Genomic DNA, 23,334 nt, shown 5'->3' with positions numbered 1-23,334 from the left:
TACGTCGTTCATTGAAAACTGCTCGCGCTTATCGCGCGGTGTGGTCCCATCTATCAGAGCTCGCAGAGTTCGGATATCCACCCCCTATGTATAGAGACAATCATTCATCGTACGGGCCGAAGTTGGATCGGCTCCTGCGCATTCGCGCAATCGACTCACTGGCCGGACTGGTCCCGCCGATCTTTCCCGTCGCCGCGCTGCCGCTCGTAGTAACGGATGACACGGCGCCGATGGTGAAGATCGAATCGGCGTATGCCGCTTCATTGGCACAAGCGTTTCCCCGGCTTAGGCAGGAGGTGGCGCAGGTCTGCGGTCCGGCGCCGTGGATCGTGCGTAGTGCCGGCATTGAGGATTTCACGGATCACGTCAATGCCGGGGGCTACGAAAGCCTGATCTGCTTTGCGCCGGAAGATCTGCTGCAGCAGATCGCCACCGTAGCTCTGAGCGGATTGACCGAGCACGCTCGGCGACAGTTGACGCTTTCAGGGCGAGCCACCCGTTTCGAAGCCGTCTCGTGCTTTGTGCAGCCGCTGCTAAAGATCGATGTAGCTGGCGATGTTGACCTCGATCACTCCCCCTATCTCGACTCCGCGGTCTTGGACCAATTGGAGGCCGTGTGCGCCGAACTCATGGAGGCGTTCGAGTTCTCCGCCATTGATTGCGAATGGGGTCTCGATACGGCGCTGGGCTTCGTATCCATCACGACCGTCATGCCGCGCGATCGGCGCGTGATGAATGTTGCCCATACGCTCGGCTTCGGCTTCGCCAGCGCTCAGAGCGTCGGCTCGCGGGCAACGACCCTTGTCTTGCGCCCGGCCTCGGCTGACATCAGGCTCTGGCGGGGACGACATCTGCGAGAAACACAGGTGCGACGATTGCATCTCCTGCAGGCGCGGCCGGCACATTTCGATGCCGCTTTTCGTGAGCGAGCGGCGTTGACCGACGATTGCTACGAGGCGCTGAGCCGGCACTACGACGTTGTGGACGGCGAGCTATTGCTGCTAGGCGCGAAGTCCTTCGGTCGCGCGTTGGCGGCGCCCGACCTCATGAGCGCGTGGCGTCAGTATCTTGGCCTGGATGCGCGGGAGCAGGCCGAGGTGGCAATCGTGCTGGTGGACGAGGGTAGCGCAGAGGAACACGCAGGCATCATGTTTCGCCAGCAGAAGATCACTTGTGTAAAAGCGGACACGCCGCGTGTGCCCGCCAGCGCGGATTGCGCTGCGTATGATCGTGGCACCTGTATTCTGGGTGACTCGACGATGCTGCGATCAATTCGGACAGCGGTTCGCCGAGAGCTGGTCTTACCGGACGGCTGCGCCGCCGTCTTTACGGATGAGGTGCTTACTGCCAAAGGTGAACTGGCCGCGCATTGCACCGAGACTCTGTCTGAATTGAATCGGTTGCCGCTGGCCAGAGAGGCCAAAGAGCGATTGCTTGCTCGTACCGAGCAGCCGATGGCGTCGTTGTGGATGCAGCGGGTCGACGACACAGTGGAGTCACCGTCGTTGCTCGCACAGATCGGGCGGTCGCGGTATCCGTCTCCGGGGTACGCTGGCGAACTCTGCGCGCGCACCGGATTCGCCAGAGCCTATGCCCGCGCGATCCAGATTTCGAGAGGCGAGTCGCGGCTCGAGTTGCCCACGCTGTTCGCGTTGTCATCTGCGGTCCGTCTACTCGTGAAGAGTGGCGACCTGCGGCTCATTATCGCTTTGCTGGATTGCGAAGAGGCATCATCGTGGGTACGGCCACCCACGCTGGCTTGCCTGATCGATTCGGCAGCCAGGCAATTGATCGAGCATCAGCGGGATAGTGCCGTGCTGGTGCTCGGCAGCGTATCGCTCGTCAGTGCGGAATGTACTCGGCTGCCGTTTTATGAGGCGGCTGAAATGGCTTCCTACATCGATGCACTGGCGCACGCCTATGAGCGCGGCTTGTCGGCCAGGTCGCTGACGCCCCTACATTCGTTGGGGCTGCCGATTCCGAGTGTCGCCCAATTGGTTCCGCTGGCGCTGACTCACCGCACCGTCCTCGAATCACTGGAGGCCTTCCAGCATGCAATGGTCTCGTTCAGGGGCATCGCCTTCGGCGCGGATGCAGTCGCGCAGCTTTCGGAGCAGGTGAATGACGCCCACGCGAGCTTACAAAGCGCACTGTGCGAAGTGGGAATGGGGAACGTCGCCGAGCAGCTCAAGGGGGCGTTGATCGAGGCTTATGACGCCTCACTGAAAGGACTGCTGGCTCGTGCGGTGGAGCGGGGCGATGCGGACTGCTACCGTCGGTACCTTTTGGTGATGCAGCAATGGATTGCACATCTTCGCAAGGGGTCGCTGTCTCTTCGCGATGATGTGGTGCTACTCCGGTTTCAAGGTTGGATGCACGAGTGGCTCGACGAGGAGATGCCCCGCTCGTTTGAAATCGAGGACCGCAATTGGCGTGCCGAGTTTGATACCGTCGCGGCTGCCCGGCAGGCCGCGCTTCGCTACGAAAACCCCCATGTTCTGCACAATCTGCTGCACCAATGGTCATTGGCATCGCTGTGCCTTGAAACCCGGTCGTTGCCGAAACGCGTGCAGGCCGTTGAGCGCTTTTGCTCGACATTCAGCAGTCGCGCGACGAAGGTCCTGCGCTTTGAGCGAGAGCTACTTGAAATTCAAATCCCGATGGGGACGCACAAGGCCAGCTATGTATTTACGCCCCGCCAGATCACGGTGGAATGGACCGAGCCACCGGATTGCTCCGGTGGCGAGATCGCGCGAGTCCTCGCCTTCGAGGTGTTCCTGGAACGAATCCGCCGGTGGATGTTTCCCGAGTTGGTGATCCGGCGGGAGCAGGTGTTGGGCACCTGGACGCTATTCATTCGGCTCGGTGCGCCGGCGGCGGGCCTTTGGCAACATGAGGATCTCACACGCTTTGTGGCTGCCACACGATTCCTCTTCGATGCCTCCTATGATTTTTCGTATGTCGAGAACGGCGCGATCGATGGTTTTGCTCAGCGCTTTAATGGGCCCGCCTGGAAATCAGTGGTCGCCGCGCTTGTCCAGTACCGCACGGTTCTTGACGATGCGTCGCAGTACGTAGCCTTGCATACCTTGCCGATGTCTTCCACCGTCAGCGCGATCGCGCAGAGCCGTGTCGTACGCGGGCTGATACTGCACTGCCTGCGCGGCGGGGTAGGCCGCTGCTGGTCCCTGATAGACAGGTACGCGCATTGGTTGGCGAACTGTGCGCAGGACGATGCGCGGTGGGGCGACCGCTATGAGTGTCTCAGACAGGCCAGCCTGTTCCTGGCGGCAAACTGGCCCCGTCAGGCGTTGGCGAGGCTCGTCGGGCGGAACGGGTTTCATATCGGTCATGACCTGGTCGCGGCCTGCTTGTGCAAGCGCTCGGATCTGAAAGGTGAACTGCAGGAAATCGCGGCCGCGAGCGGCGCAACGCTGTCCGGCGTCTACGCACTGATTGTGCGACACGCTCCCGAGGTCGCTGTGGCTCACTGCGGCGCCGCGCCACTCTTCGCGTTACTGGTTGACACCGGCGCCCGGTTCCGGCGCGCCAAGCATTTCTTGACGGCTCATTTCGCCGACCAGATCGAGCAGTCCTTACTCGGGCGTTTGCTCCAGGGCATGGACACTGTACCGTGGGGACATAGTGTCGCGGCAGAGCAAGCCATCCAGGCTCATATTTCGACACGCGAGTCCATTTGCCGATTTCGATTGGAGCGAGGTGTCGACTGGACAATGCTGGACTCCTGGACAAGGACGCGTACGTCTTGCCCATGAAGATCGCAGACTATTGCAGGTCTAAGGCAGCACTGTCGCATGTACCCGTCGACGGGCACGTGTGTGCAAAACGCGAACACGTGCGGCACGAGCCTCCTGCAGGCTTACTTCGCCCCTGCGCGCCGGGCCGGCGCGTTGACGAGCACGATGCCCGCCAGAACGAGCCCAGACGCCAGCACGAAACGCGTACTGAACGATTCCCCGAGCAGTGCGACGCCGAATCCGACGCCGAACAGCGGGGTCAAAAACGAGAACACGGACAGGCGCGACGCCATATACCGGGTGAGCAGCCAGAACCACGTCAAATAGCTGACGAATGCGACGGCGACGGCCTGATAAGCGAGACTCGCTACGGCAAGCGGCGTGACATGAACGCGATGCTCCTCGCCGAGGATGAATGCCAAAGCGAGCAGCACGACGGCGGAGACGGCGAGCTGATAGAACAGCGTCTTGCTCGCGCTCGTGTGCGAGAGCGAGGTGGCGCGCACGACGACCGTTGTTGCCGCCCACATCACGCCGCCGAGCACGCCCAGCGCATCGCCGACGATACCCGCGAGCGCAGAAGCGCCAGGGGCCGGGGCGCGCGCGAAGCCGTCGGCGAACGCGAGCGCAATGCCGACGAACGCCACAGCCACGCCGCACCATTGCATGCGGCGCATCTTTTCGCCGGCGACGAACGCGTGCAAGCCGAGCGCCGTGAAACACGGCGCCGTGTAAAGAAAGACGGCCATGCGCGAGGCGCTCGTCAATGTCAGTCCGGCAAAGATACAGACGAATTCGCCGGCGAATAGGACGCCTGCCAGCAGGCCGGGCGCGAGCGTGCCGTCTTGCCGAAAGAGTGGCGTGCCGCGGAGGCGGGCCCAGCCCAACACGAGCACGGCCGCGATCGTCGAGCGCAAGCCGGCTTGAAACATCGGGCCAAGTGCACCATTGGTCGTCTTGATTGCGACCTGCTGGAGTCCCCAGATCGCACAGAGCAGCACCATCAGCGCAATGGCGAACGTATCGGGCGTGCGGCGGGCGGGGACGGGCGCGCCGATTGCAGCGGTAGCGGTGTTCATTCGAAGAATGGTATCGATGCGAGGTTGGGCACGTGCCGGGGGCGACCGTGTACTGTCGTTTGCTGCCGTTGCTGCGGGCGCATCGCAATGGCCGATGGCGCGGCGGTCCACGTACCATACCAAAACGGCGTCCCCCTCTGCGCCCTTCGGGTCAATAACCCTCTTCGCATCAGGGCGAGCGGCTTCGGCGGATTCTTGTTAGATTTCGCTTCCTCGCTTTGTTCGCAACCTTGTAATGGAACCGGAGACTACGATGCGCTTGCTGCACACGATGCTACGAGTCGGTGACCTCGACCGCTCGCTGAAGTTTTACACCGAGTTGCTCGGCATGAAGTTGCTGCGCCGCCAGGACTATCCCGAAGGCCGCTTCACGCTCGCCTTTGTCGGCTATACCGAAGAAAGCGAAGGCGCGGTCATCGAGCTCACGCACAATTGGGACACGAAAACCTACGATCTCGGCGCAGGCTACGGCCATATTGCGATCGAAGTCGAGGATGCCTACGCCGCGTGCGAGAAGATCAAGGCGCAGGGCGGGACGGTCGTGCGAGAGGCGGGGCCGATGAAGCACGGCACGACCGTCATCGCATTCGTCACGGACCCGGACGGCTATAAAGTCGAGTTCGTCGAGCGCAAGACGCGCTAAGTGGCCGCCTCACCTGCTGCGACGGCCGGTGGCCGGTGCAGCATGCAGGCGAAGTACGCCGTCCGCGGGCAACCGCGGATCCCTTGGGGCATGGATGCGCGGCGCGCTCAGAGCGTCGGCAGCAACTCGGGCGGGTGGTGCTTCAGCGTGTGCCGCGCTTCGCGAAATTCGGGGAAGATCGACTCGACCGTTTGCCAGAACCGCGGGCTATGGTTCATTTCGCGCAGATGGGCGAGTTCGTGAGCGACGACGTAATCGACGATCGACAGCGGAAAGTGGATCAGCCGCCAGTTCAGGCGAATGCGCCCGTCGCTCGAACAACTGCCCCAGCGCGTCGCTGCCGACGACAGCGCATAACCCTTGTACGCCACGCCAAGCTTGTCGGCGTAGTAGGCAAGCCGCTCGCCGAACACGCGCCTGGCCTCGGTTTGCAGCCAGCCCTGCACGCGATCCTTGATTTGCTGCGCGTCGGCGTGGGTCGGCAGCGCCAACGCCAGCGCGCCCGCCTGCGCATCGAACGCGAGCGCCGCGCTCGTCGAGGCGAGCCTGATTTGCACGGGCTTGCCGAGGTACGGAATGGATTCGCCCTCGCGCCACTCGATCCGTGGCAGTGCCCGCTGCTCCGTGCGCGTTTGCCATTCGGCTAATTTCGCGAAGATCCAGCGTTCCTTGCCGGCAATCGCCGTTTCGATATCGGCGAGCGTGACCCAGCGTGGCGCTGTGATCGTCAACCCGCTGCCATCGATCGAGAACCCGATCGTACGCCGTGCCGACCGTTTGAGCCCATATTCGAGGGTGCGCCCGCCTAGCGTCAGACGTCGCAGCTTCGCGCCGTTCGGCGTCGGATCGGGCCGCGCCGGCGAGGCCGGAGCGCTCGGCGCGAGTGCTTGTTCGTCGGCTGGCCCGGCAAAGAGCGGCAGATCAAGCTGACGGTTGTCGTGTGAGGTCGCTGAAGGAGGCTTGGCGGATTTGGGCATCGTGCTGTGCATCGATGACGCTAACGTCAGCTGCGCGCGGGATCGGCGCGATCGGATGCGGTTCGCGCACCGGCGGGCTTGCCGGCCCGCAGACCGGCGCCGTTGGCGTCCCCGGCATCGCTATAGGCGTTGGGGTCGATCCGGCGCATCTCCGCTTCGATCCAGGCTTCCACACGCGTATTGAGCTCGTCGGGGGTGAGCCCTGCCGACGCAATCGGCTTGCCGATCGAAACCGTCACTGTGCCTGGGTATTTGATGAACGAATTGCGCGGCCAGACGCGGCCGGCATTGTGCGCGATCGGCACGACGGGCGCACCGGAGTCGATCGCAAAACGCGCGCCGCCCGTCTTGTACTTGCCCTGCGCGCCCACCTTCGTGCGCGTGCCTTCGGGGAACATGATGACCCAGGCGCCTTCGCTCATGCGCTTGCGCCCTTGCCTCACGACCGAGGCGAACGCGTATTTGCCTTCCTTGCGGTCGATATGAACCATCTTCAGCATGCCGAGCGCCCAGCCGAAGAACGGCACGTAAAGCAGTTCTCGCTTGAACACATAGCAGAGCGGGCGCGGCATGATCGCCGGAAACGCGAGCGTTTCCCAGGCCGATTGATGCTTCGAGAGCAGCACGGCCGGGCCTTGCGGCAGGTTCTCGGCGCCTTCGATGCGATAGCGGATGCCGTTCAACCAGCGCACGACGAAGACGGTGCTGCGGCACCAGCCGACGGCCATCCAATAGCGACGGTCGGCGTTCAGGAACGGAAAGGCGATGAAGCAGGCTGTCGCGTACGGGATCGTATAAACGATGAAGTAAATGAACAGCAGCAGCGAGCGGAGGAAGCGGGTGAATGGCATCAGTGTCTTCGGTCAGTTGGCGTCAAGCGCGCAGGCCCGCGCTTACTCGTCCTGGCTCGTAAGGAAGGTCAGCGCGAACGCTTTCAAGTCGTCATGCACCTTCGTGCCGGCCGGCAGGCCGCCGGCCGCCAGCGTCTTCCTGCCTTTGCCGGTCAGCACGAGGTGAGTCGGGAAACCGAGTGCGGCGCCGGCCTGCAGGTCGCGCAGGGCGTCGCCGACCACGGGCGTCACGGCCGGATCGACTTCGAAGCGCTCGATGATCATCTGCAGCAAGCCGGGCTTGGGCTTTCGGCACTCGCATTGGTCTTCGGCCGTGTGCGGGCAGAAGAAGACCGCATCGATACGGCCGCCGACGGCCGCCGCGGCGCGATGCATCTTTTCGTGCATTGCGTTCAACGTCGCCATATCGAACAAACCGCGGCCGATGCCCGATTGGTTCGATGCAATGACCACGCGATAGCCCGCCTGATTCAACCGGGCGATCGCCTCGAGGCTGCCCGGAATCGCCACCCACTCGTCAGGCGATTTGACGAACGCATCGGAGTCGACATTGACGACGCCGTCGCGATCGAGGATGACGAGTTTCTTGCCGAAAGTCATACGTGTCTCTTTCTCGTTCGCTCGTTATGCCGCCAGCTTCGAGATGTCGGCCACGCAATTCATTTGAGCGTGCAACTCGGCCAACAGCGCGAGGCGATTCCTGCGGAGCGCAGCATCTTCGGCATTGACCATCACATCGTTGAAGAACCTATCGACGGGGTCGCGCAACGCTGCCAGCGCCGATAGCGCGCGCGTATAGTCGCGCTGATCGAGCTGCGCCTGAACGGCAGGCGCGACTGTCTTCAATTGCTCGCTCAACGAGCGCTCGGCCGGCTCGACGAGCAGCGCCGATTGCACGGTGAGCGCCGCACCGTTCGCTGTCGAGCCGCCTACGCCTGGCGTCGCCAGATTCGCTTCGGCTTCCGACTTCTTCAGAATATTCGTGATGCGCTTGTTCGCCGCGGCGAGCGCGCTGGCTTCGGGCAGCGCCGAGAACTCGCGCACGGCGTCGAGCCGCGCGACGACATCGTCGAGTTTGCCCGGCTGCAGGCTCAGCACGGCTTCGATTTCGCTGGCCGCGTAGCCGCGCTCGCGCAGCAGGCCACGCAGACGGTCCATGAAGAAGGCGTAGAGCGCTTCGGTGCAGTCGGCTACCTGCGGCGTTGCGCGGAAGCACCCGGCCGCGTCGCGCAGCAACGCGACGAGATCGATCGGCAACTGCTTTTCGATCAGGATGCGCAGCACGCCGAGCGCATGGCGACGCAGCGCGAACGGATCTTTTTCACCGGTGGGCACGAGGCCGATGCCCCAGATGCCGGCCAGCGTTTCCAGCTTGTCGGCGAGCGCGACGGCCGTGCCGATGCGCGTCGCGGGCAGCGCGTCGCCCGAGAAGCGCGGCTGATAGTGCTCGGTGCAGGCGAGCGCCACTTCTTCCGCCTCGCCGTCGTGGCGAGCGTAGTAAGTGCCCATCGTCCCTTGCAGCTCGGGAAACTCGCCGACCATGTCGGTGAGCAGATCGGCCTTCGCGAGCCGGGCCGCGCGCGCGGCGATCGCGGGATCCGCGCCGACGAGCGGGGCCACGATGCGCGCGAGCGCTTCGAGCCGCTCGACGCGCTCGAGCTGCGAGCCGAGCTTGTTGTGATAGACCACGTTGGCAAGCAGCGGGACGCGCTCCGCCAGCGGTTTCTTCTTGTCCTGCTCGAAGAAGAACTTGGCGTCGGCGAGGCGCGGGCGCACGACGCGCTCATTGCCTTCCACGATTTCGCCGGGCGTTTGCGTGGCGATGTTCGAGACGATCAGAAAGCGCGAGCGCAGCTTGCCGGCTTCATCGGTCAGCGCGAAGTACTTTTGGTTCGTTTGCATCGTCAGGATCAGGCATTCCTGCGGCACTTGCAGGAACTGATCGTCGAAGCGGCATTCGTAGACGACAGGCCATTCCACGAGCGCACTCACTTCGTCGAGCAGCGCCTCGGGCATCACGACGCGATCGCCCCGTGCGTGTGCATTCAGTTGCTCGACGATGCTGGCGCGGCGCTGCGCAAAACCGGCCATCACATGGCCCTTGCTGCGCAGCGTCGGCTCGTACTCGTCGGCGTGCAGGATGGCGACGAGCCCGTCCGACAGGAAACGGTGGCCGAGCGTCGTATCGCCGGCATCGATGCCGAATGCCGTCACGGGCACGACTTCCGAACCGTGCAAGACAGTGAGACGCTGCACCGGGCGCACGAACTGAACGCTTGCGCCGTCGGGGCGCTGGTAGGTCATCACCTTCGGAATCGGCAGCTTGCCGAGCGCGAGGACTTCGTCGAGTGCGGCTTGCAGGCCGTCGGCCAGCGTGGCGCCGGGCGCGGCATAGCGCAGGAAGAATGCTTCGGCTTTGCCGTCGGATGCGCGTTCGAGATCGGCGAGCGGAACATCGGGGAAGCCGAGCGCCGCGAGCTTCTTCGCGAGCGGCGCGGTGGGCTGGCCGTTCGCATCGAGTGCCACCGAGACGGGCAGCACCTTCTCGCGCACCTGCTTTTCAGGGGCGAGCACGCGCACGTTGTGCACGACGACTGCGAGACGGCGCGGCGTAGCAAAGCGCTCGAACGAGGGTTCGCCGGCGATCAGATCGCGCGCGGCCAGCCGTTCGACGAGGCTTTCCGCGAAGGCGTCGGACAGCCGCGCGAGCGCCTTCGGCGGCAATTCCTCGGTCAACAGTTCGACGAGCAGTGTGGCTTGGTGAGCTTGAGTCATATTCTTTGGATTCTCGTCATTCCTTGTCGATCGCGCGCTCGACCTTCAGCGGCGGCGCCCACGAGGGCATGGCGGCGTCTTGTTCGTCCGTCGTCAAGCCCGGCACACCGTGCACGGGATTGCCGAGCATCGGGAAACCGAGCTTTTCGCGCGACTCGTAGTACGCCTGCGCGACGAGGCGCGACAACGCACGAATGCGGCCGATGTACGCGGCGCGCTCCGTGACCGAAATGGCGCCGCGCGCATCGAGCAGATTGAACGTGTGCGCGGCCTTGAGCACGAGCTCATAGCCGGGCAGCGCGAGCTGCGTTTCGATCATGCGCTTCGCTTCGGCCTCATAGCTGCTGAAGAGCGTGAACAGCAGGTCGACGTTCGCGTGCTCGAAGTTGTAGGTCGACTGCTCGACTTCGTTCTGATGGTAGACGTCGCCGTAGGTCAGGCGCCGCAGTTCGGGGCCGTTCGGTCCCGCTTCTTCCCACTCGGTCCAAATGAGGTCGTAGACGTTCTCGACCTTTTGCAGGTACATCGCGAGCCGTTCGAGCCCGTAGGTGATTTCGCCGAGCACGGGCTTGCAATCGAGCCCGCCCACTTGTTGGAAGTAAGTAAATTGCGTGACTTCCATGCCGTTGAGCCAGACTTCCCAGCCGAGGCCCCACGCGCCGAGCGTCGGGTTTTCCCAGTCGTCTTCGACGAAGCGCACGTCGTTTTGCTTCAGATCGAAGCCGAGCGCCTGCAGCGAGCCGAGGTAGAGATCGAGGATGTCTTCCGGCGCGGGCTTGAGCACCACCTGGTATTGGTAGTAGTGCTGCAGCCGGTTCGGGTTATCGCCGTAGCGGCCGTCCTTCGGGCGGCGCGAGGGCTGCACGTATGCGGCGCGCCACGGCTCGGGGCCGACCGCGCGCAGGAACGTGTGCACGTGCGAGGTGCCGGCGCCGACTTCCATGTCGATCGGCTGAAGCAGCGCGCAACCCTGTTTGTCCCAATAGGATTGCAGCGTCAGAATGATTTGCTGAAACGTGAGCATGTCGTGCCTTTCGAGGCAGGCGGCGCGTGCGCGCCGCTGCGATGCCGGAAAACGGGCGGAATCGGGGCTCCCGTCGGGCCGGCTGGTGCGCGGGCCGCGGGCGGTCGCCGCCGTCTGCGCGGTGAAAACGCTAGATTTTACCGGATCGGGGCGGCCTTGCGGCCGTTGGGGGCAGGAGGGGTCGCGTGCGGGCTGCGGGCATGAGGTCCGTAGCGGCGGCCCCGCCTGATCATCGGCGACCGCTGTCCTGCCGGCGTCCCCCCGTGCCGCGGCCCGTCCCGAACGCAAAGCCGAAGGCCAGCAGCGCCAGCGAACCCAACAGCACGAGCGTATTGCCTACGGTGATGTAAGGCGTACGGCCTGTCATGGCCTGTACTTTCGCCTCGATTTGCCCCGTCGTAAAAGGCGGCAGACGGTGCGTCACGTGTCCCCGCGCGTCAATGACAGCCGTGGTGCCCGTATTGGTCGCCGCCAGCAACGGCCGGCCCGTTTCCAGCGTGCGCATGCGCGCCATCTGCAAATGCTGATCGAGCGCGATCGTATCGCCGAACCAGGCGAGGTTCGACGCGTTTACGAGCACGCCGGCCGGGTTGGCCGCTTTGCGCAAAGTCCGCGCGATCTCTTCGCCGAAAATATCTTCGTAGCAGATGTCGACGTCGATCGGCTGGCCGCGCACCGTAAAGGCCTGCTGCACCGGCGCCCCGCGCGCGAGATCGCCAAGTGGAATATTCATCAGCTGCACGAACCAATGAAAGCCCCACGGAACGAATTCGCCGAAGGGCACGAGATGGTGCTTGTCATAGCGGTACAGCAGACGCGTATTCGGCGTGATGCCGAAGAAACTGTTGGTTTCGTCGGTGTATCGGCCATCCGGCGTGACCGTCGCGCCAAGCGCCCCGATCAGCAACGAGGAGCCCGTGTTGTCGGCGAACGTGCGCAGCGAACGCGCGAACGTTTCGGGAAATTGCTGCGGCAGCAGCGGAATCGCCGTCTCCGGCGTGACGATCAGATCGGCAGCATGCGCCGTGATCATCTGCTCGTACTCATCGAGCGCAGCGCGCACGCCGGCCTCGTCGAACTTCATCTCTTGCTTGACGTTGCCTTGCAGGATGCGCACCGTCAACGGTGACTGGCTGGGCTGCGTCCACGCCACGCGCGTGAGCAGCAAGCCGGCCGCGATGACGGCAAGCACGACGCAAACCGGCAGCAGCGCCGACATCCGCCGTTGCGCGCGCCACGCATCAGCGCCTTGGACGAGCAGCGCAGCGGCCAGCGCCAGCACCCAGCCCACGCCGTAGACGCCGCCGATCGCCGCGAATCCCGCGAACGGCCCGTCGACTTGCGCATAGCCGCTGGCGAGCCAGGGAAAGCCCGTGAACACGGTGCCGCGCAGCCACTCGCCAAGCGCCCAGGCGCTCGCGAAAGCGAGCGCACCATGCCAGGTGGGCGAGAAGGGTCGATCGTCACGCGCGGCGGCTGCCGCATGGCCTGCGCAGCACGACCACAACGCCGCCGAGAACGCGGGATACAGCGCGAGGTAGAGCGAGAACAAGACCAACGCGGCGATGGCGAGCGGCGCCGCCATTTCGCCGTAGTGATGCATGCTGACGTAGAGCCACCAGACCCCCGTCACGAGATTGCCGAAGCCGAACGCCCCGCCGGTGAGCGCCGCGCTTTTCCAGCCAGTCGTGCGCGTGAGCCACGCGAAAAGCGCAGCGAAAATGGCGAGTTCCAACCAGCCGCCATGCGGCGTTGGCGCGAACGAGAGCGTGTTCAGCGCGCCGAGCGCCAGTGCGGCGACATAGTGCCAACGGGAAAGCGGGGCGCTCACGGCACGGGTTGCCGCGGCGTTGCCGCGCAGACGGGAGGCGATCGATTCGACCATGGATAAATGCCGTAGCAAAACGGTGGGCGTTTGATTCGATGAGGGCCGGCGCGCGTTTGCACGACGCGGGTTCTCGAGCGGCGCCCGCCGGCGCCGCGGGACCAGGCGCCTGACGCCACAGCTCGCGCCTGCGCTTGCGTGCGGCCGCGCCCGGCTTCGAATCAGGTTTGTATGTGCTGCGCCTCGCGCTCGCGCTGACCCGCGAGCGGGTCGCGCCGCACGAGCAGCATATGCACTTGGCGCGCGTCGCCGCGCAGAATCTCGAACAGCAGATCGTCGATGCGCACGCGCTCGCCGCGATGCGGCACGCGGCCGAAATGATGCGTCACGAGGCCGCCGATCGTATCGACCTCCTCATCGGAAAAATCAGTGCCGAACACCTCGTTGAACTGCTCGATTTCGGTCAGCGCGCGCACACGATAACGCCCGTCTGCCGCGGCGATGATGTTGCCGCTTTCCTCGTCGAAGTCGTATTCGTCCTCGATGTCGCCGACGATTTGCTCGAGCACGTCTTCGATCGTGATCAACCCCGCCACGCCGCCGTATTCGTCGACGACGAGCGCGATGTGATTGCGATTCATGCGGAAGTCGTGCAGCAACACGTTCAGGCGCTTCGCCTCGGGAATGAACACGGCCGGGCGCAACATGCCGCGCACGTCGAACGATTCCTCGGCGTAGTAGCGCAGCAGATCCTTGGCGAGCAGCACGCCGATGATGTTGTCGCGGTTGCCCTCGTAGACGGGATAGCGCGAGTGCGCCTTTTCGAGAACGAAAGGGATGAATTCTTCAGGACTGCGCTCGATATCGATGGCATCCATCTGTGCGCGCGGCACCATAATGTCGCGCGCGCACAGTTCGGACACCTGAAACACGCCTTCGATCATCGAAAGCGAATCGGCGTCGATCAGGTTGCGCTCGTGCGCGTCCTGCAGGATTTCGAGCAGTTCGGCCCGCGAATCGGGCTCGGGCGAGATAAAGTCCGTCAATCGCTCGAGCAGCGAGCGTTTCTCGGTTGGCTTGTCGGTATGGCGTCGACTGGGATAGGCGTCGTTCATGGCGATGCGTCCGGCGCGGCTGGACGCGTGGTAATCGGAGAGTAAAGGATACACCACGCAAAAGCGGGGCCATCACTGCGGACGGCGCTCCTGGCAAAGTGCCCGCTGGCAACCCGGATTCGCCATCGTTTTTCTACCTTGTTTGCGCGAAAGAATTATGTCGGAAGAGTTTGAAGTGCGCGGGCCGCACGAAGCAGCGCTCGAACATACGGGCCACCATCACGGGTCCGAGCACGGCGGCGCTCGGTCGAGCCGTTCGCGGGCCGCATCGCCGTCATGACGGCCGTGCTTCGCTCGCGGCCATCACGCTGCTGACGCGCCGCCTCGCGGGCGACGCCAAAGCGCCGGCGTCACAAGCAGCGCTTGAGCAATGCTTCGAGCGCGCGATCGGGCATGCCGCACTCGCGCAGCGCCGCAACGGTGCGGGCGACGTAGTCGAGCGTGGTCCCGTAGCGGCCCTGGGCGCAGTTCAGCACCGCCGTGATGATTTCATCGGGCAATTTGCCCGTGTAGGTCGGCACGTCGCGTCGCATGACGAAGGCGAGCGCCGGCACGCGGCGCCCGTCGGCGAGCCAGCAGGGCAACCAGGCCGGGCGATAGGAGCCCATCGGCATCTCGCGCCGCCACAGCGCTTCCAGGTGCGGCGCCGCGCCATCGCCCGCCAGGCGGAACGCCATGCCTGTGCATGAGCCGCCGCGGTCGAGCGCCAGCACGAGGCCCGGCTGTTCCGGCGTGCCGCGATTCACGCGCGACCACAGGTAGAGGCCGCGATGGTAGCCGCGCACGCGTGCCCGCACCGTTTCGGCCGCGGGCATGCCGGGGTTCCAGATCAGCGATCCATAGCCGAACAGCCAGAGATCGCTGCGGCCGTCCCAGCCTTTCATCGTGTCGGCGAGCGATTGGGCGAGCTCGGCATCGCTGAGCAGCCGCGCCTCGCCGAGCGCGGGCGGGTACCCGCAGCAGGCGGGCGAGAGCGGGGGAGCGGATGGGATCGTTTCGGACATCGCGCGCAAGCGGTCAGTGGGGACGATCTCCGTACGGATCGGCATAGCCGAGCCGGCCCAGGATGTCCGTTTCGAGCGCTTCCATCTCGTGCGCCTCGTCGTCGGTTTCGTGGTCGTAGCCCTGCGCATGAAGCGTGCCGTGCACGATCATGTGCGCGTAATGCGCCTCGAGCGGCTTGCTTTGCTCGGCTGCCTCGTGCTCGATGACGGGGCAGCACAGCACGAGATCGCCCGCGACAGGATCGTCCTCGCTTTCCGCGTAGGCAAACGTGAGGACGTTCGTCGAATAGTCCTTGCCGCGGTAGGTGCGATTGAGCGTGCGGCCTTCCTCTGCGTCGACGAACCGCACGGTCAATTCGCCGTCGGCGAACAGCGCCGCTTTGATCCAGTCGGCCACGCGCGCTCTCGACAGCAGCGCCTTATGCGCGGGGAAGGCTTTCGCCGCGGGAAACTGCAGCGTCAGCTTCAAGTGCGGCGTGCGTGTTTGCATGTTCATTCGATCGCTTCGTATCCGTTTCGGCGCTGTCGACCCCCGGTCAACCCGCCGTTGACGTTATCGTCCGTCGATGTGCGCGGTGTCGTCCTTCTTCGTGTGCTGGTCGTAGGCTTCGACGATGCGGGCAACGAGCGGGTGGCGCACGACATCGGCACTCGTGAAGCGCGTCAGCGCAATACCGCGCACGTTCGCGAGCACTTGTTGCGCTTCGATGAGGCCGCTCTTTGCACCGCGCGGCAAATCGACCTGCGTCGTATCGCCGGTGACCACGGCCTTCGAGCCGAAGCCGATCCGTGTCAGGAACATCTTCATCTGCTCGGGCGTCGTGTTCTGCGCTTCGTCGAGGATGATGAACGCGTGATTGAGCGTGCGCCCGCGCATATAGGCGAGCGGCGCGATTTCGATCATCTGCCGCTCGAACATCTTCGCCGTCTTGTCGAAGCCGAGCAGATCGTAGAGCGCGTCGTAGAGCGGGCGCAGATACGGATCGACCTTCTGCGCGAGATCGCCGGGCAGGAACCCGAGCCGCTCGCCCGCTTCGACGGCCGGGCGCGTGAGCACGATGCGTTTGACCTGATCGCGCTCGAGCGCATCGACGGCGCAAGCGACGGCGAGGTAGGTCTTGCCCGTACCGGCCGGCCCGACCCCGAACGTCACGTCGTGCGCGACGATTTGCTTCAGGTATTCGCGCTGTGCCGGCGTGCGCCCGCGCAGGTCGGCGCGGCGCGTGTAGAGCTTGGGACCGAGTTCTTCGACGCTGACGTCGTCTTCGCCTACCGGCTCGTCAAACGGGTGATCGGGATCATAGCGGCCGGCGTCGCCGTCGTCGGCTCCGGCTTTCGCCCCGCGGTTGCCCGGGTGGCGCGTTTCGACGAGCGCGAGCTGAATGTCGTCGACGGACAGCGGCTCGCGCGCGCGGTTGTAGAAGGTTTCGAGGGCGCCGAGCGCGACTTTCGCGCCGCGTCCGCGGATCGAGATGCGATGGCCGCGCCGCTGCAGCGTCACATCGAGCGCCTGCTCGATCTGCCGCAGATTTTCGTCGAGCGGCCCGCAGAGGTTGGCAAGGCGCGCGTTGTCTTCGCGCGGCGCGGTGAATTCCAGGGACGGGGCGTTCTTCAAGGCGAGGGAGCGTTCCTTAAGCGATGGAATCGGCCTGGTCGACGAGCACGAGCTCGCCGCGCAGCGAATGCGGATAGGCGCGCGTGATGCGAACGTCGATCATCTGACCGATCAGCCGGGCATGCGAAGCCGCCGGCGCCGGGAAGTTCACGACGCGGTTGTTGGCCGTGCGGCCGGCCAGCTCGTTCGGGTCTTTGCGGGCGGGGCGCTCGACGAGGATGCGCTCGACGCTGCCGACCATCGCTTCGCTGATTCGCACGACGTTGGCTTCGATCGTCGCCTGCAGATGTTGCAGGCGGGCGAGCTTGACTTCGCGCGGCGTGTCGTCGTGCAGGTTCGCGGCGGGCGTGCCGGGGCGCGGACTGTAGATGAACGAGAAGCTCGTGTCGTAGCTCATCTCGTGCACGAGCGCCATCGTCTTGTCGAAGTCTTCCTGCGTTTCGCCGGGGAAGCCGACGATGATGTCCGTGGAGAGCGACAGGTCAGGCCGGATCGCACGCAGGCGGCGAATGACCGATTTGTATTCGAGCACCGTATAGCCGCGCTTCATGGCCATGAGGATGCGGTCCGAGCCGTGCTGCACCGGCAGATGCAGGTGCGAGACGAGCTTGTCGACCTTCGCGTAGACATCGATGAGGCGCTGCGTGAATTCTTTCGGATGCGAAGTCGTATAGCGGATGCGCTCGATGCCGGGAATATCGGCGACGTATTCGATCAACGTTGCGAAATCGGCGATCTCGCTCGAACCGGAAGTCAGCGCGCCGCGATAGGCGTTCACGTTTTGGCCGAGCAGCGTGACTTCGCGTACGCCTTGGTCGGCGAGGCCCGCGATTTCGGTGAGGACGTCGTCGAGCGGGCGCGAGACTTCGTCGCCGCGCGTGTAGGGCACGACGCAGTAGCTGCAATACTTGCTGCACCCTTCCATGATCGAAACGAACGCGCTCGGACCGTCGACGCGCGCGGGCGGCAGATGGTCGAATTTTTCGATTTCGGGGAACGAGATATCGACTTGCGCACGACCGCTTTCGCGGCGAGCGTCGATCATTTGCGGCAGCCGATGCAGCGTTTGCGGACCGAACACGAGATCGACGTAGGGCGCACGCGCGACGATCGCCGCGCCTTCCTGGCTCGCGACGCAACCGCCGACACCGATCAGCAGGCCGGGTTTCGCTTCCTTGAGCTCGCGCACGCGCCCCAGATCGGAGAACACCTTTTCTTGCGCCTTCTCGCGCACGGAGCAGGTGTTGAAGAGGATGACGTCAGCGTCTTCCGGGGAATCCGTCTTGACGAGTCCTTCGGCCGCGCCGAGTACGTCGACCATCTTGTCGGAGTCGTACTCGTTCATCTGGCAGCCGAACGTCTTTACATAAACTTTCTTGGTCATGAGGCTCGCCGTTCGCAGTGGTTGACCTGGGGGCGTAGGTAATTCGAGAGAGCCGGCAAAGGGCGTCGCCGTTTGGCCGTTAAGCGGGGCGCAGGCGCCGCCGCATAACCCGTCATTATAGCCGGTCAGCGCATGAGCCCCGGCAACTCCGCCCAGTCCCGCTCGACCTGGGCGAAGCGCTCGATCAGGAAATCGAGCAGCGCACGCACGCGCGGCGGCCGGTATCGGTTCCGATGGAACAGGGCATGCAGCGGCGAATCCCATGCGTAGCGCCAGTCGCGCAGGACGATGCGCAGGCGGCCGGCCCGCAGATCGGCGTCGATGTCCCAGAGCGATTTCAGCGCAATCCCATAGCCGTCCACGGCCCAGATGCGCGTGACGGCGCCGTCGTTGGTCTCGCGCGAGGCGTCGAGCGGCGCCGCGTAATCGATCGTTTCGTCGCCGCGCACGAAACGCCATTCGTTGAGGGGGCCCGACGCGATCGACAAGATAATGCACTGAAACCGCGCCAGATCGGCCGGCGAGGACGGTTCGCCGTGCCGCTCCAGATAGGCCGGCGAGGCGACGAGCACGCGCCGGTTGGTCGCGAGCCGCCGCGCAATCAGCGACGTATCCTCGCGCGGTGCGCCGAAGCGGATCGCCAGATCGAGGTCGTCGTGCAGCAGATTCGAGACCGAATCGGCCAGCGTCAGCGCAAACGTGACGTCGGGGTGGAGCGCGTTGAATTCGTCGAGCCACCCCATCAGCAGATTTCGGCCGAAATCGGACGTCGTTGAAATGCGGATCTTGCCGCTGACGACGGAGCGGCCCGCCTGCAGCGCGGCGTCGCCGTCATCGAGCGCTTGCAGGGCGCGCATGCAGTGCCGCAGGTAGACCCGCCCCTCTTCGGTGAGCCGCAACTGGCGCGTCGTCCGCTCGAACAGCCGCGTGGAAAGCGATGCTTCGAGCTTGGCCAGGCGCGCGCTGGCCGCTGCCGGCGTGACGCCGAGTTTTCTACCCGCCGCCGAGATGCCGCCCAAGCGCGCTGCTTCGACGAACAAGCGGATGTCGCCCAGTCGATCCATGGATTATTCGATTTTGTTTGAAAATAATTCAATCAATGCGGCAATTATCAATCGATTTGATCGGCTCGACAATGCGAACTCCCGCCAGACCCGCTTTCGTTGCCGGAGATTCGACATGCCTATACCCCTGCTCGCGCTTGCGCTGAGCGCTTTCGCCATCGGTACGACCGAGTTCGTCATCATGGGCCTCTTGCCCGATGTCGCACGCGACTTGTCCGTCTCCATTCCGTCGGCCGGTCTGCTCGTTTCGGGCTATGCGCTCGGTGTGGCGGTCGGCGCGCCCGTGCTCGCCGTTCTGACCAGCAAGATGCCGCGCAAGGCGGCGCTGCAGGCGTTGATGATCGTGTTCATCGTCGGCAATGTCCTGTGCGCCGTGGCGGCCGATTATCGGATGCTGATGATCGCGCGCGTCGTCACGTCCTTTGCGCACGGCTCGTTTTTCGGCATCGGCGCCGTAGTCGCCGCTTCCCTCGTCGCTCGTGAAAAGCAGGCCAGCGCGATCGCGCTGATGTTCACGGGGCTCACGCTCGCGAACGTGCTTGGCGTGCCCTTCGGCACGTTCGTCGGTCAGTCGTGGGGCTGGCGCCTGTCGTTTTGGATCGTGGCGGTGCTCGGCGTGCTCTCGCTCGCCGGTATCACGGCCCTCGTGCCGAAGCGACACGATGCCGCTCCGGTCGGACTTGCCCGCGAGGTGCGCGTGCTCAAAGAGCCGCAAGTGTGGCTGGCGCTGGCAATGACCGTGCTCGGCTTCGGCGGCGTATTCGTCGTGTTCACGTACATCGCGCCCATTCTCGAACAGGTCAGCGGCTTTTCGCCGCGCGCCGTCACGCTGATCCTCGTGCTGTTCGGTGCGGGGTTGACCGTCGGCAATGTGGTGGGCGGCAAGTTGGCCGATCGCGCGCTGATGCCGTCGCTTGCGGGCATCCTCGTCGCGCTCGCAATCGTCATGGCGGCGTTCGCGAAGACGAGCCACGCGGCCGTGCCGGCCGCCGTCACCGTGTTCGTGTGGGGCATCGCAGCGTTTGCGACCGTGCCGCCGCTGCAGATGCGGGTCGTCGAGAAGGCAAGTCATGCGCCGCATCTCGCCTCGACGCTGAACATCGGCGCCTTCAACGTGGGCAATGCGGCCGGCGCGTGGCTCGGCGGGTTTGCCCTGACGCAAGGCGCGCGGCTCGATGCCCTGCCGTGGGTGGCCGTGGCCGTGACCATCGCCGCGCTATTCGTGACGATCCTGGCCGGCTACCTCGACGCGCGCCGGACCCGCGCGCCTCGGGCGGCGACGCAATGCGTCTCTTGAACCGACGGCGGACCGATTGCCCGCGCTGAGGCGAGGGCCTTCGCTGCAGGGCGAGGATCGCTCATGTATGCTCTTTCGCGCCGGCCTGGTGCCGGCTGTGTTTATCAGTGCGTCTTCAGGGCGGGGCGAAATTCCCCACCGGCGGTAAGTCGGCCAGCATCGTATGCGGCGCCGGCAAGCCCGCGAGCGCCTGCTCGAACGGCCCGTCTTTCACGGGCCGGCACGCGCAGGGTCAGCAGATCTGGTGCGATGCCAGAGCCGACGGTCAAAGTCCGGATGGAAGAAGATGCGCAGACAGTCACACTCTGTCTATGAGAAGGGAAGGCGTTCGTTCGCCCGCCCCGGCTTGCCCGTTCCTGACGCGGTCATCTTTGCCGCGCCGGGCGCGGTGACGTTCGTGCCTGTTTGCGATGCCCTGAAACGTTTTTCGCCTTTTTTCTCTTGCGGGGAGCGTTTCACATGTCTTTACCTGTTTCTGTATCCGTCTCCACGGCGATCGCCGAACTCCCGTTTCTCAATACCAAGCCGGTTCCGCCGCGCATTGCCCGAGCGCTCGACGCGCTGCGTGCAGGCCGCGCCGTCGTCTTGCTGGACGACCACGACCGCGAGAACGAAGCCGATCTCGTCGTCGCGGCCGATCGCTTGACCGTCGAGACGATGGCGCTGTTGATCCGCGAATGCAGCGGCATCGTGTGTCTATGCCTGCCCGATGAAAAGATCCGCGCACTCGCGTTGCCGCCGATGGTCCCGCACAACGAAAGCCGCTACGGGACGGCGTTCACGGTGTCGATCGAGGCGCGTCATGGCGTCGGCACGGGGGTCTCGGCCGTCGATCGCGTGACGACGATCCGTGCGGCGATCGCCGAGCATGCGCAACCCGACGATATCGTGCGCCCCGGACATGTGTTCCCGCTGCGCGCGCAGGCCGGCGGCGTGCTTGCTCGCCGCGGACATACCGAAGGCTCGGTCGACCTCGCCGTTCTCGCGGGGCTGGCGCCGGCCGGCGTGCTGTGCGAACTCATGAACGAAGACGGCACGATGACGCGCGGCGCCGACATCGAACGTTTCGCCGAGAAGCACGGATTTCCGATCCTGACGATCGAGGAACTCGTCGAATTTCGTCGCACGTTGGCTGCGGCTGTCGCTGCGGCCGCAGCCTCCGGCCCAGCCGTTGCGGCGCATGAGCGCGAGTGCTGTGTCTCGGAGGAAGCGTAACCGCGGCGGATGACGGGTGACGGTTGGCGGTCGACCCTTGGCGGTGGACCGCCGCCCGATGTCCTCTGACGCGACGGCGCGAAGCCTGCTTCGCCGTCTGTCGTCAGGACTGCAATTGCCCGAATTCGCCTCGCAGTCCGGCGGCGATCAGCGCGGGCAATTGCTCCATGTGTTCGACGATGCGGGTCACGCCCAGATTGCGCAGCACCTGGGCGTAGCCTTGGGGCACATGGCTCGCCCCGACGAACGCGATCGTCATCATGCCGGCGGCCCGGGCGGCGGCGAGCCCGGTGACGCTGTCTTCGATAACGAGGCAGCGCTCCGGGGCAACGCCGAGCTCGCGCGCGGCGTGCAGATAGACATCGGGGTGGGGCTTGGGCCGCGCGACTTGTTCCGCGCTGAAGACGCGCGGGCCGAAGATGTCGGCCAGCCCCACGCGCGCGAGCGACGCGGCGATCCGCGTGAGCCGGCTGTTCGAGACGACGGCGGCCGGCAGCGGCACGGCTTCGAGGGCATCGCGCACGCCGGCGACAGGTGCCAGGGAGCGCTTCAGTTCGGCGTCGACCTCGCGTTCGACACCCGCCAGAAAGCCCGCGGGAATCGTGATCCCGAAGCGGGTTTCGAGGTCGGCAAGAAACGTCGAGGTGCGTTGACCGAAAGCGAGGTGGGCCACGGAGTTGAAATCGACGGTGGGAAATGCGGCGGACAGCGCGCGCAGCAGCGTGCGGTCGGCGATGATTTCGCTGTCGACGAGCACGCCGTCGCAGTCGCAGATGAGATGGTCGAACATGAAGAAGATGGCGCACGCTCGGTGGCCGGCCTAACCCCGTGGCGCACTTTGTTGTGTAATGAGTCGCCCATGATACGGATATTGGCGCCGGTGCGCTCTGCTTCTTGCTTCTGTTCGAATCGCAACCGGTGGGCGCCGCGGCCGCTATGCGGTATGGGGCGACGCCCGGCCGGCGCTACGCGGCATCGCGCCGCGCAGGCCGCGCGTTCAGTGCGCGTGGACGTACACCCACGACGCCATGGCGCCGCCGGCCAGCGGACCGAAAACAGGCACCCACGCATAGCGCCAATCGCTGCTGCGCTTGCCGGGGATCGGCAGCAAGGCGTGCATCAGGCGCGGCGCGAGGTCGCGCGCGGGGCTCATCGCATAACCGGTCGGGCCGCCCAGCGAGATGCCGATGCCGAGCACGAGCAGGCCGACGGGCAATGCATCGAGTGCGCCGAGGCCCACCTGCGGCGAAGCGAGGTACAGCACGCCCAGAATCAGCACGAAGGTGCAGATCATCTCCGTCAGCACGTTGTGCGGCACGCTGCGAATGGCCGGCGCCGTGCAGAAGCAGGCGAGCTTGACGTCGGCGTCTTCGGTCGTCGAAAAATGCTGGCGATAGGCGAGCCAGACGAGGAACGCGCCCGCCATGCCCCCGAGCATCTGGGCGGTCACGTAGCCGGCCACCTTGCTCCAGGCGAATTTGCCGGCCAGCGCGAGGCTGACCGTCACGACAGGATTCAAATGCGCGCCGCTGAACGAAGCCGTCACGTAGACGGCCACGAACACGGCCATGGCCCAACCCCAGACGATGACGATAAGATCCGCGCCTTTGCCTTTGGTGCGCGCGAGGAGCACGTTGGCGACGGCGCCGTTGCCGAGCAGCACGAGCAGCGCCGTGCCTAGGAATTCCGCAATCAGGGGCGACATAGT

Annotated in this window: 19 protein-coding genes and 1 riboswitch; of the genes, 4 read left to right on the top strand and 15 right to left on the bottom strand. The window is 64.9% G+C overall.

What is annotated here, in order from left to right; translation table 11 throughout:
• Positions 1–86: 86 nt before the first annotated feature.
• Positions 87–3,776 carry a hypothetical protein gene (locus tag C0Z19_RS06830; RefSeq protein WP_102609032.1) on the top strand — a complete coding sequence of 1,230 codons (3,690 nt, stop codon included), beginning with the start codon at positions 87–89 and terminating at the stop codon, positions 3,774–3,776.
• 104 nt (positions 3,777–3,880) lie between these two features.
• Here the strand turns inward: C0Z19_RS06830 and C0Z19_RS06825 are convergent, their stop codons facing one another.
• A complete protein-coding gene (locus tag C0Z19_RS06825) occupies positions 3,881–4,837 on the bottom strand; it encodes a DMT family transporter (RefSeq protein ID WP_102609031.1) in 957 nt (318 codons plus the stop codon).
• A 253-nt stretch (positions 4,838–5,090) separates the two neighbouring features.
• Here C0Z19_RS06825 and gloA point away from each other — a divergent pair, with 253 nt between their 5' ends.
• A complete protein-coding gene (gloA, locus tag C0Z19_RS06820) occupies positions 5,091–5,480 on the top strand; it encodes a lactoylglutathione lyase (protein WP_102609146.1) in 390 nt (129 codons plus the stop codon).
• Between the two features lie 107 nt (positions 5,481–5,587).
• Here gloA and C0Z19_RS06815 read toward each other — a convergent pair whose 3' ends face one another.
• The 12 genes from C0Z19_RS06815 to C0Z19_RS06760 form a co-directional block, all read right to left on the bottom strand.
• Positions 5,588–6,457, bottom strand: coding sequence for a M48 family metallopeptidase (locus tag C0Z19_RS06815; RefSeq protein ID WP_102609030.1), 870 nt, complete (start codon positions 6,455–6,457; stop codon positions 5,588–5,590).
• Between the two features lie 26 nt (positions 6,458–6,483).
• Positions 6,484–7,308, bottom strand: coding sequence for a lysophospholipid acyltransferase family protein (locus C0Z19_RS06810; RefSeq protein ID WP_102609029.1), 825 nt, complete (start codon positions 7,306–7,308; stop codon positions 6,484–6,486).
• A 42-nt stretch (positions 7,309–7,350) separates the two neighbouring features.
• Positions 7,351–7,908 (bottom strand): D-glycero-beta-D-manno-heptose 1,7-bisphosphate 7-phosphatase, encoded by a 558-nt coding sequence (gene gmhB / locus C0Z19_RS06805; RefSeq protein WP_102609028.1) that lies wholly within the window; start codon positions 7,906–7,908, stop codon positions 7,351–7,353.
• 24 nt (positions 7,909–7,932) lie between these two features.
• Complete coding sequence (gene glyS / locus C0Z19_RS06800; protein ID WP_102609027.1) at positions 7,933–10,083, bottom strand: glycine--tRNA ligase subunit beta; 2,151 nt, start codon at positions 10,081–10,083, stop codon at positions 7,933–7,935.
• Between the two features lie 16 nt (positions 10,084–10,099).
• Positions 10,100–11,107 carry a glycine--tRNA ligase subunit alpha gene (gene glyQ / locus C0Z19_RS06795; protein ID WP_102609026.1) on the bottom strand — a complete coding sequence of 336 codons (1,008 nt, stop codon included), beginning with the start codon at positions 11,105–11,107 and terminating at the stop codon, positions 10,100–10,102.
• Positions 11,108–11,336: 229 nt separating this feature from the next.
• Positions 11,337–12,992 (bottom strand): apolipoprotein N-acyltransferase, encoded by a 1,656-nt coding sequence (gene lnt, locus C0Z19_RS06790; RefSeq protein ID WP_102609025.1) that lies wholly within the window; start codon positions 12,990–12,992, stop codon positions 11,337–11,339.
• A 161-nt stretch (positions 12,993–13,153) separates the two neighbouring features.
• Complete coding sequence (locus C0Z19_RS06785) at positions 13,154–14,047, bottom strand: CorC family transporter (RefSeq protein WP_102609024.1); 894 nt, start codon at positions 14,045–14,047, stop codon at positions 13,154–13,156.
• 350 nt (positions 14,048–14,397) lie between these two features.
• A complete protein-coding gene (locus C0Z19_RS06780; RefSeq protein ID WP_102609023.1) occupies positions 14,398–15,051 on the bottom strand; it encodes a gamma-glutamylcyclotransferase in 654 nt (217 codons plus the stop codon).
• 13 nt (positions 15,052–15,064) lie between these two features.
• Positions 15,065–15,541 carry an rRNA maturation RNase YbeY gene (gene ybeY / locus C0Z19_RS06775; protein ID WP_102609145.1) on the bottom strand — a complete coding sequence of 159 codons (477 nt, stop codon included), beginning with the start codon at positions 15,539–15,541 and terminating at the stop codon, positions 15,065–15,067.
• 63 nt (positions 15,542–15,604) lie between these two features.
• The gene (locus tag C0Z19_RS06770) at positions 15,605–16,666 is read right to left on the bottom strand and encodes a PhoH family protein (protein WP_102609022.1); all 1,062 of its coding nucleotides are present in this window, start codon (positions 16,664–16,666) and stop codon (positions 15,605–15,607) included.
• Positions 16,667–16,682: 16 nt separating this feature from the next.
• Positions 16,683–18,050, bottom strand: a complete 1,368-nt coding sequence (gene miaB / locus C0Z19_RS06765) for a tRNA (N6-isopentenyl adenosine(37)-C2)-methylthiotransferase MiaB (protein WP_102609021.1) — start codon at positions 18,048–18,050, stop codon at positions 16,683–16,685.
• Positions 18,051–18,175: 125 nt separating this feature from the next.
• Positions 18,176–19,114 (bottom strand): LysR family transcriptional regulator, encoded by a 939-nt coding sequence (locus C0Z19_RS06760; RefSeq protein ID WP_102609020.1) that lies wholly within the window; start codon positions 19,112–19,114, stop codon positions 18,176–18,178.
• 115 nt (positions 19,115–19,229) lie between these two features.
• Between C0Z19_RS06760 and C0Z19_RS06755 the strand changes: the two genes are divergently transcribed.
• Entirely contained in the window at positions 19,230–20,411 is a 1,182-nt protein-coding gene (locus C0Z19_RS06755) for an MFS transporter (protein WP_102609144.1), read from the top strand.
• A 107-nt stretch (positions 20,412–20,518) separates the two neighbouring features.
• Positions 20,519–20,703: riboswitch (FMN riboswitch) on the top strand.
• A gap of 167 nt (positions 20,704–20,870) precedes the next feature.
• On the top strand, positions 20,871–21,626 hold the full coding sequence (gene ribB / locus C0Z19_RS06750) for a 3,4-dihydroxy-2-butanone-4-phosphate synthase (protein ID WP_102609019.1): 756 nt from the start codon (positions 20,871–20,873) through the stop codon (positions 21,624–21,626).
• 103 nt (positions 21,627–21,729) lie between these two features.
• On the opposite strand, the gene C0Z19_RS06745 is transcribed toward ribB, so the two are convergent.
• Both C0Z19_RS06745 and C0Z19_RS06740 read right to left on the bottom strand, forming a co-directional pair.
• Complete coding sequence (locus C0Z19_RS06745; RefSeq protein ID WP_102609018.1) at positions 21,730–22,416, bottom strand: HAD family hydrolase; 687 nt, start codon at positions 22,414–22,416, stop codon at positions 21,730–21,732.
• Between the two features lie 207 nt (positions 22,417–22,623).
• Positions 22,624–23,331, bottom strand: coding sequence for an MIP/aquaporin family protein (locus C0Z19_RS06740; RefSeq protein ID WP_102609017.1), 708 nt, complete (start codon positions 23,329–23,331; stop codon positions 22,624–22,626).
• Between the last annotated feature and the right edge of the window lie 3 nt (positions 23,332–23,334).

Source organism: Trinickia soli, from assembly GCF_002879855.1.
In the GTDB taxonomy this organism is placed as follows: domain Bacteria; phylum Pseudomonadota; class Gammaproteobacteria; order Burkholderiales; family Burkholderiaceae; genus Trinickia; species Trinickia soli.
The sequence above is the reverse complement of the archived record's forward strand: the minus strand, read 5'-3'. Positions and strand labels throughout refer to the sequence as shown.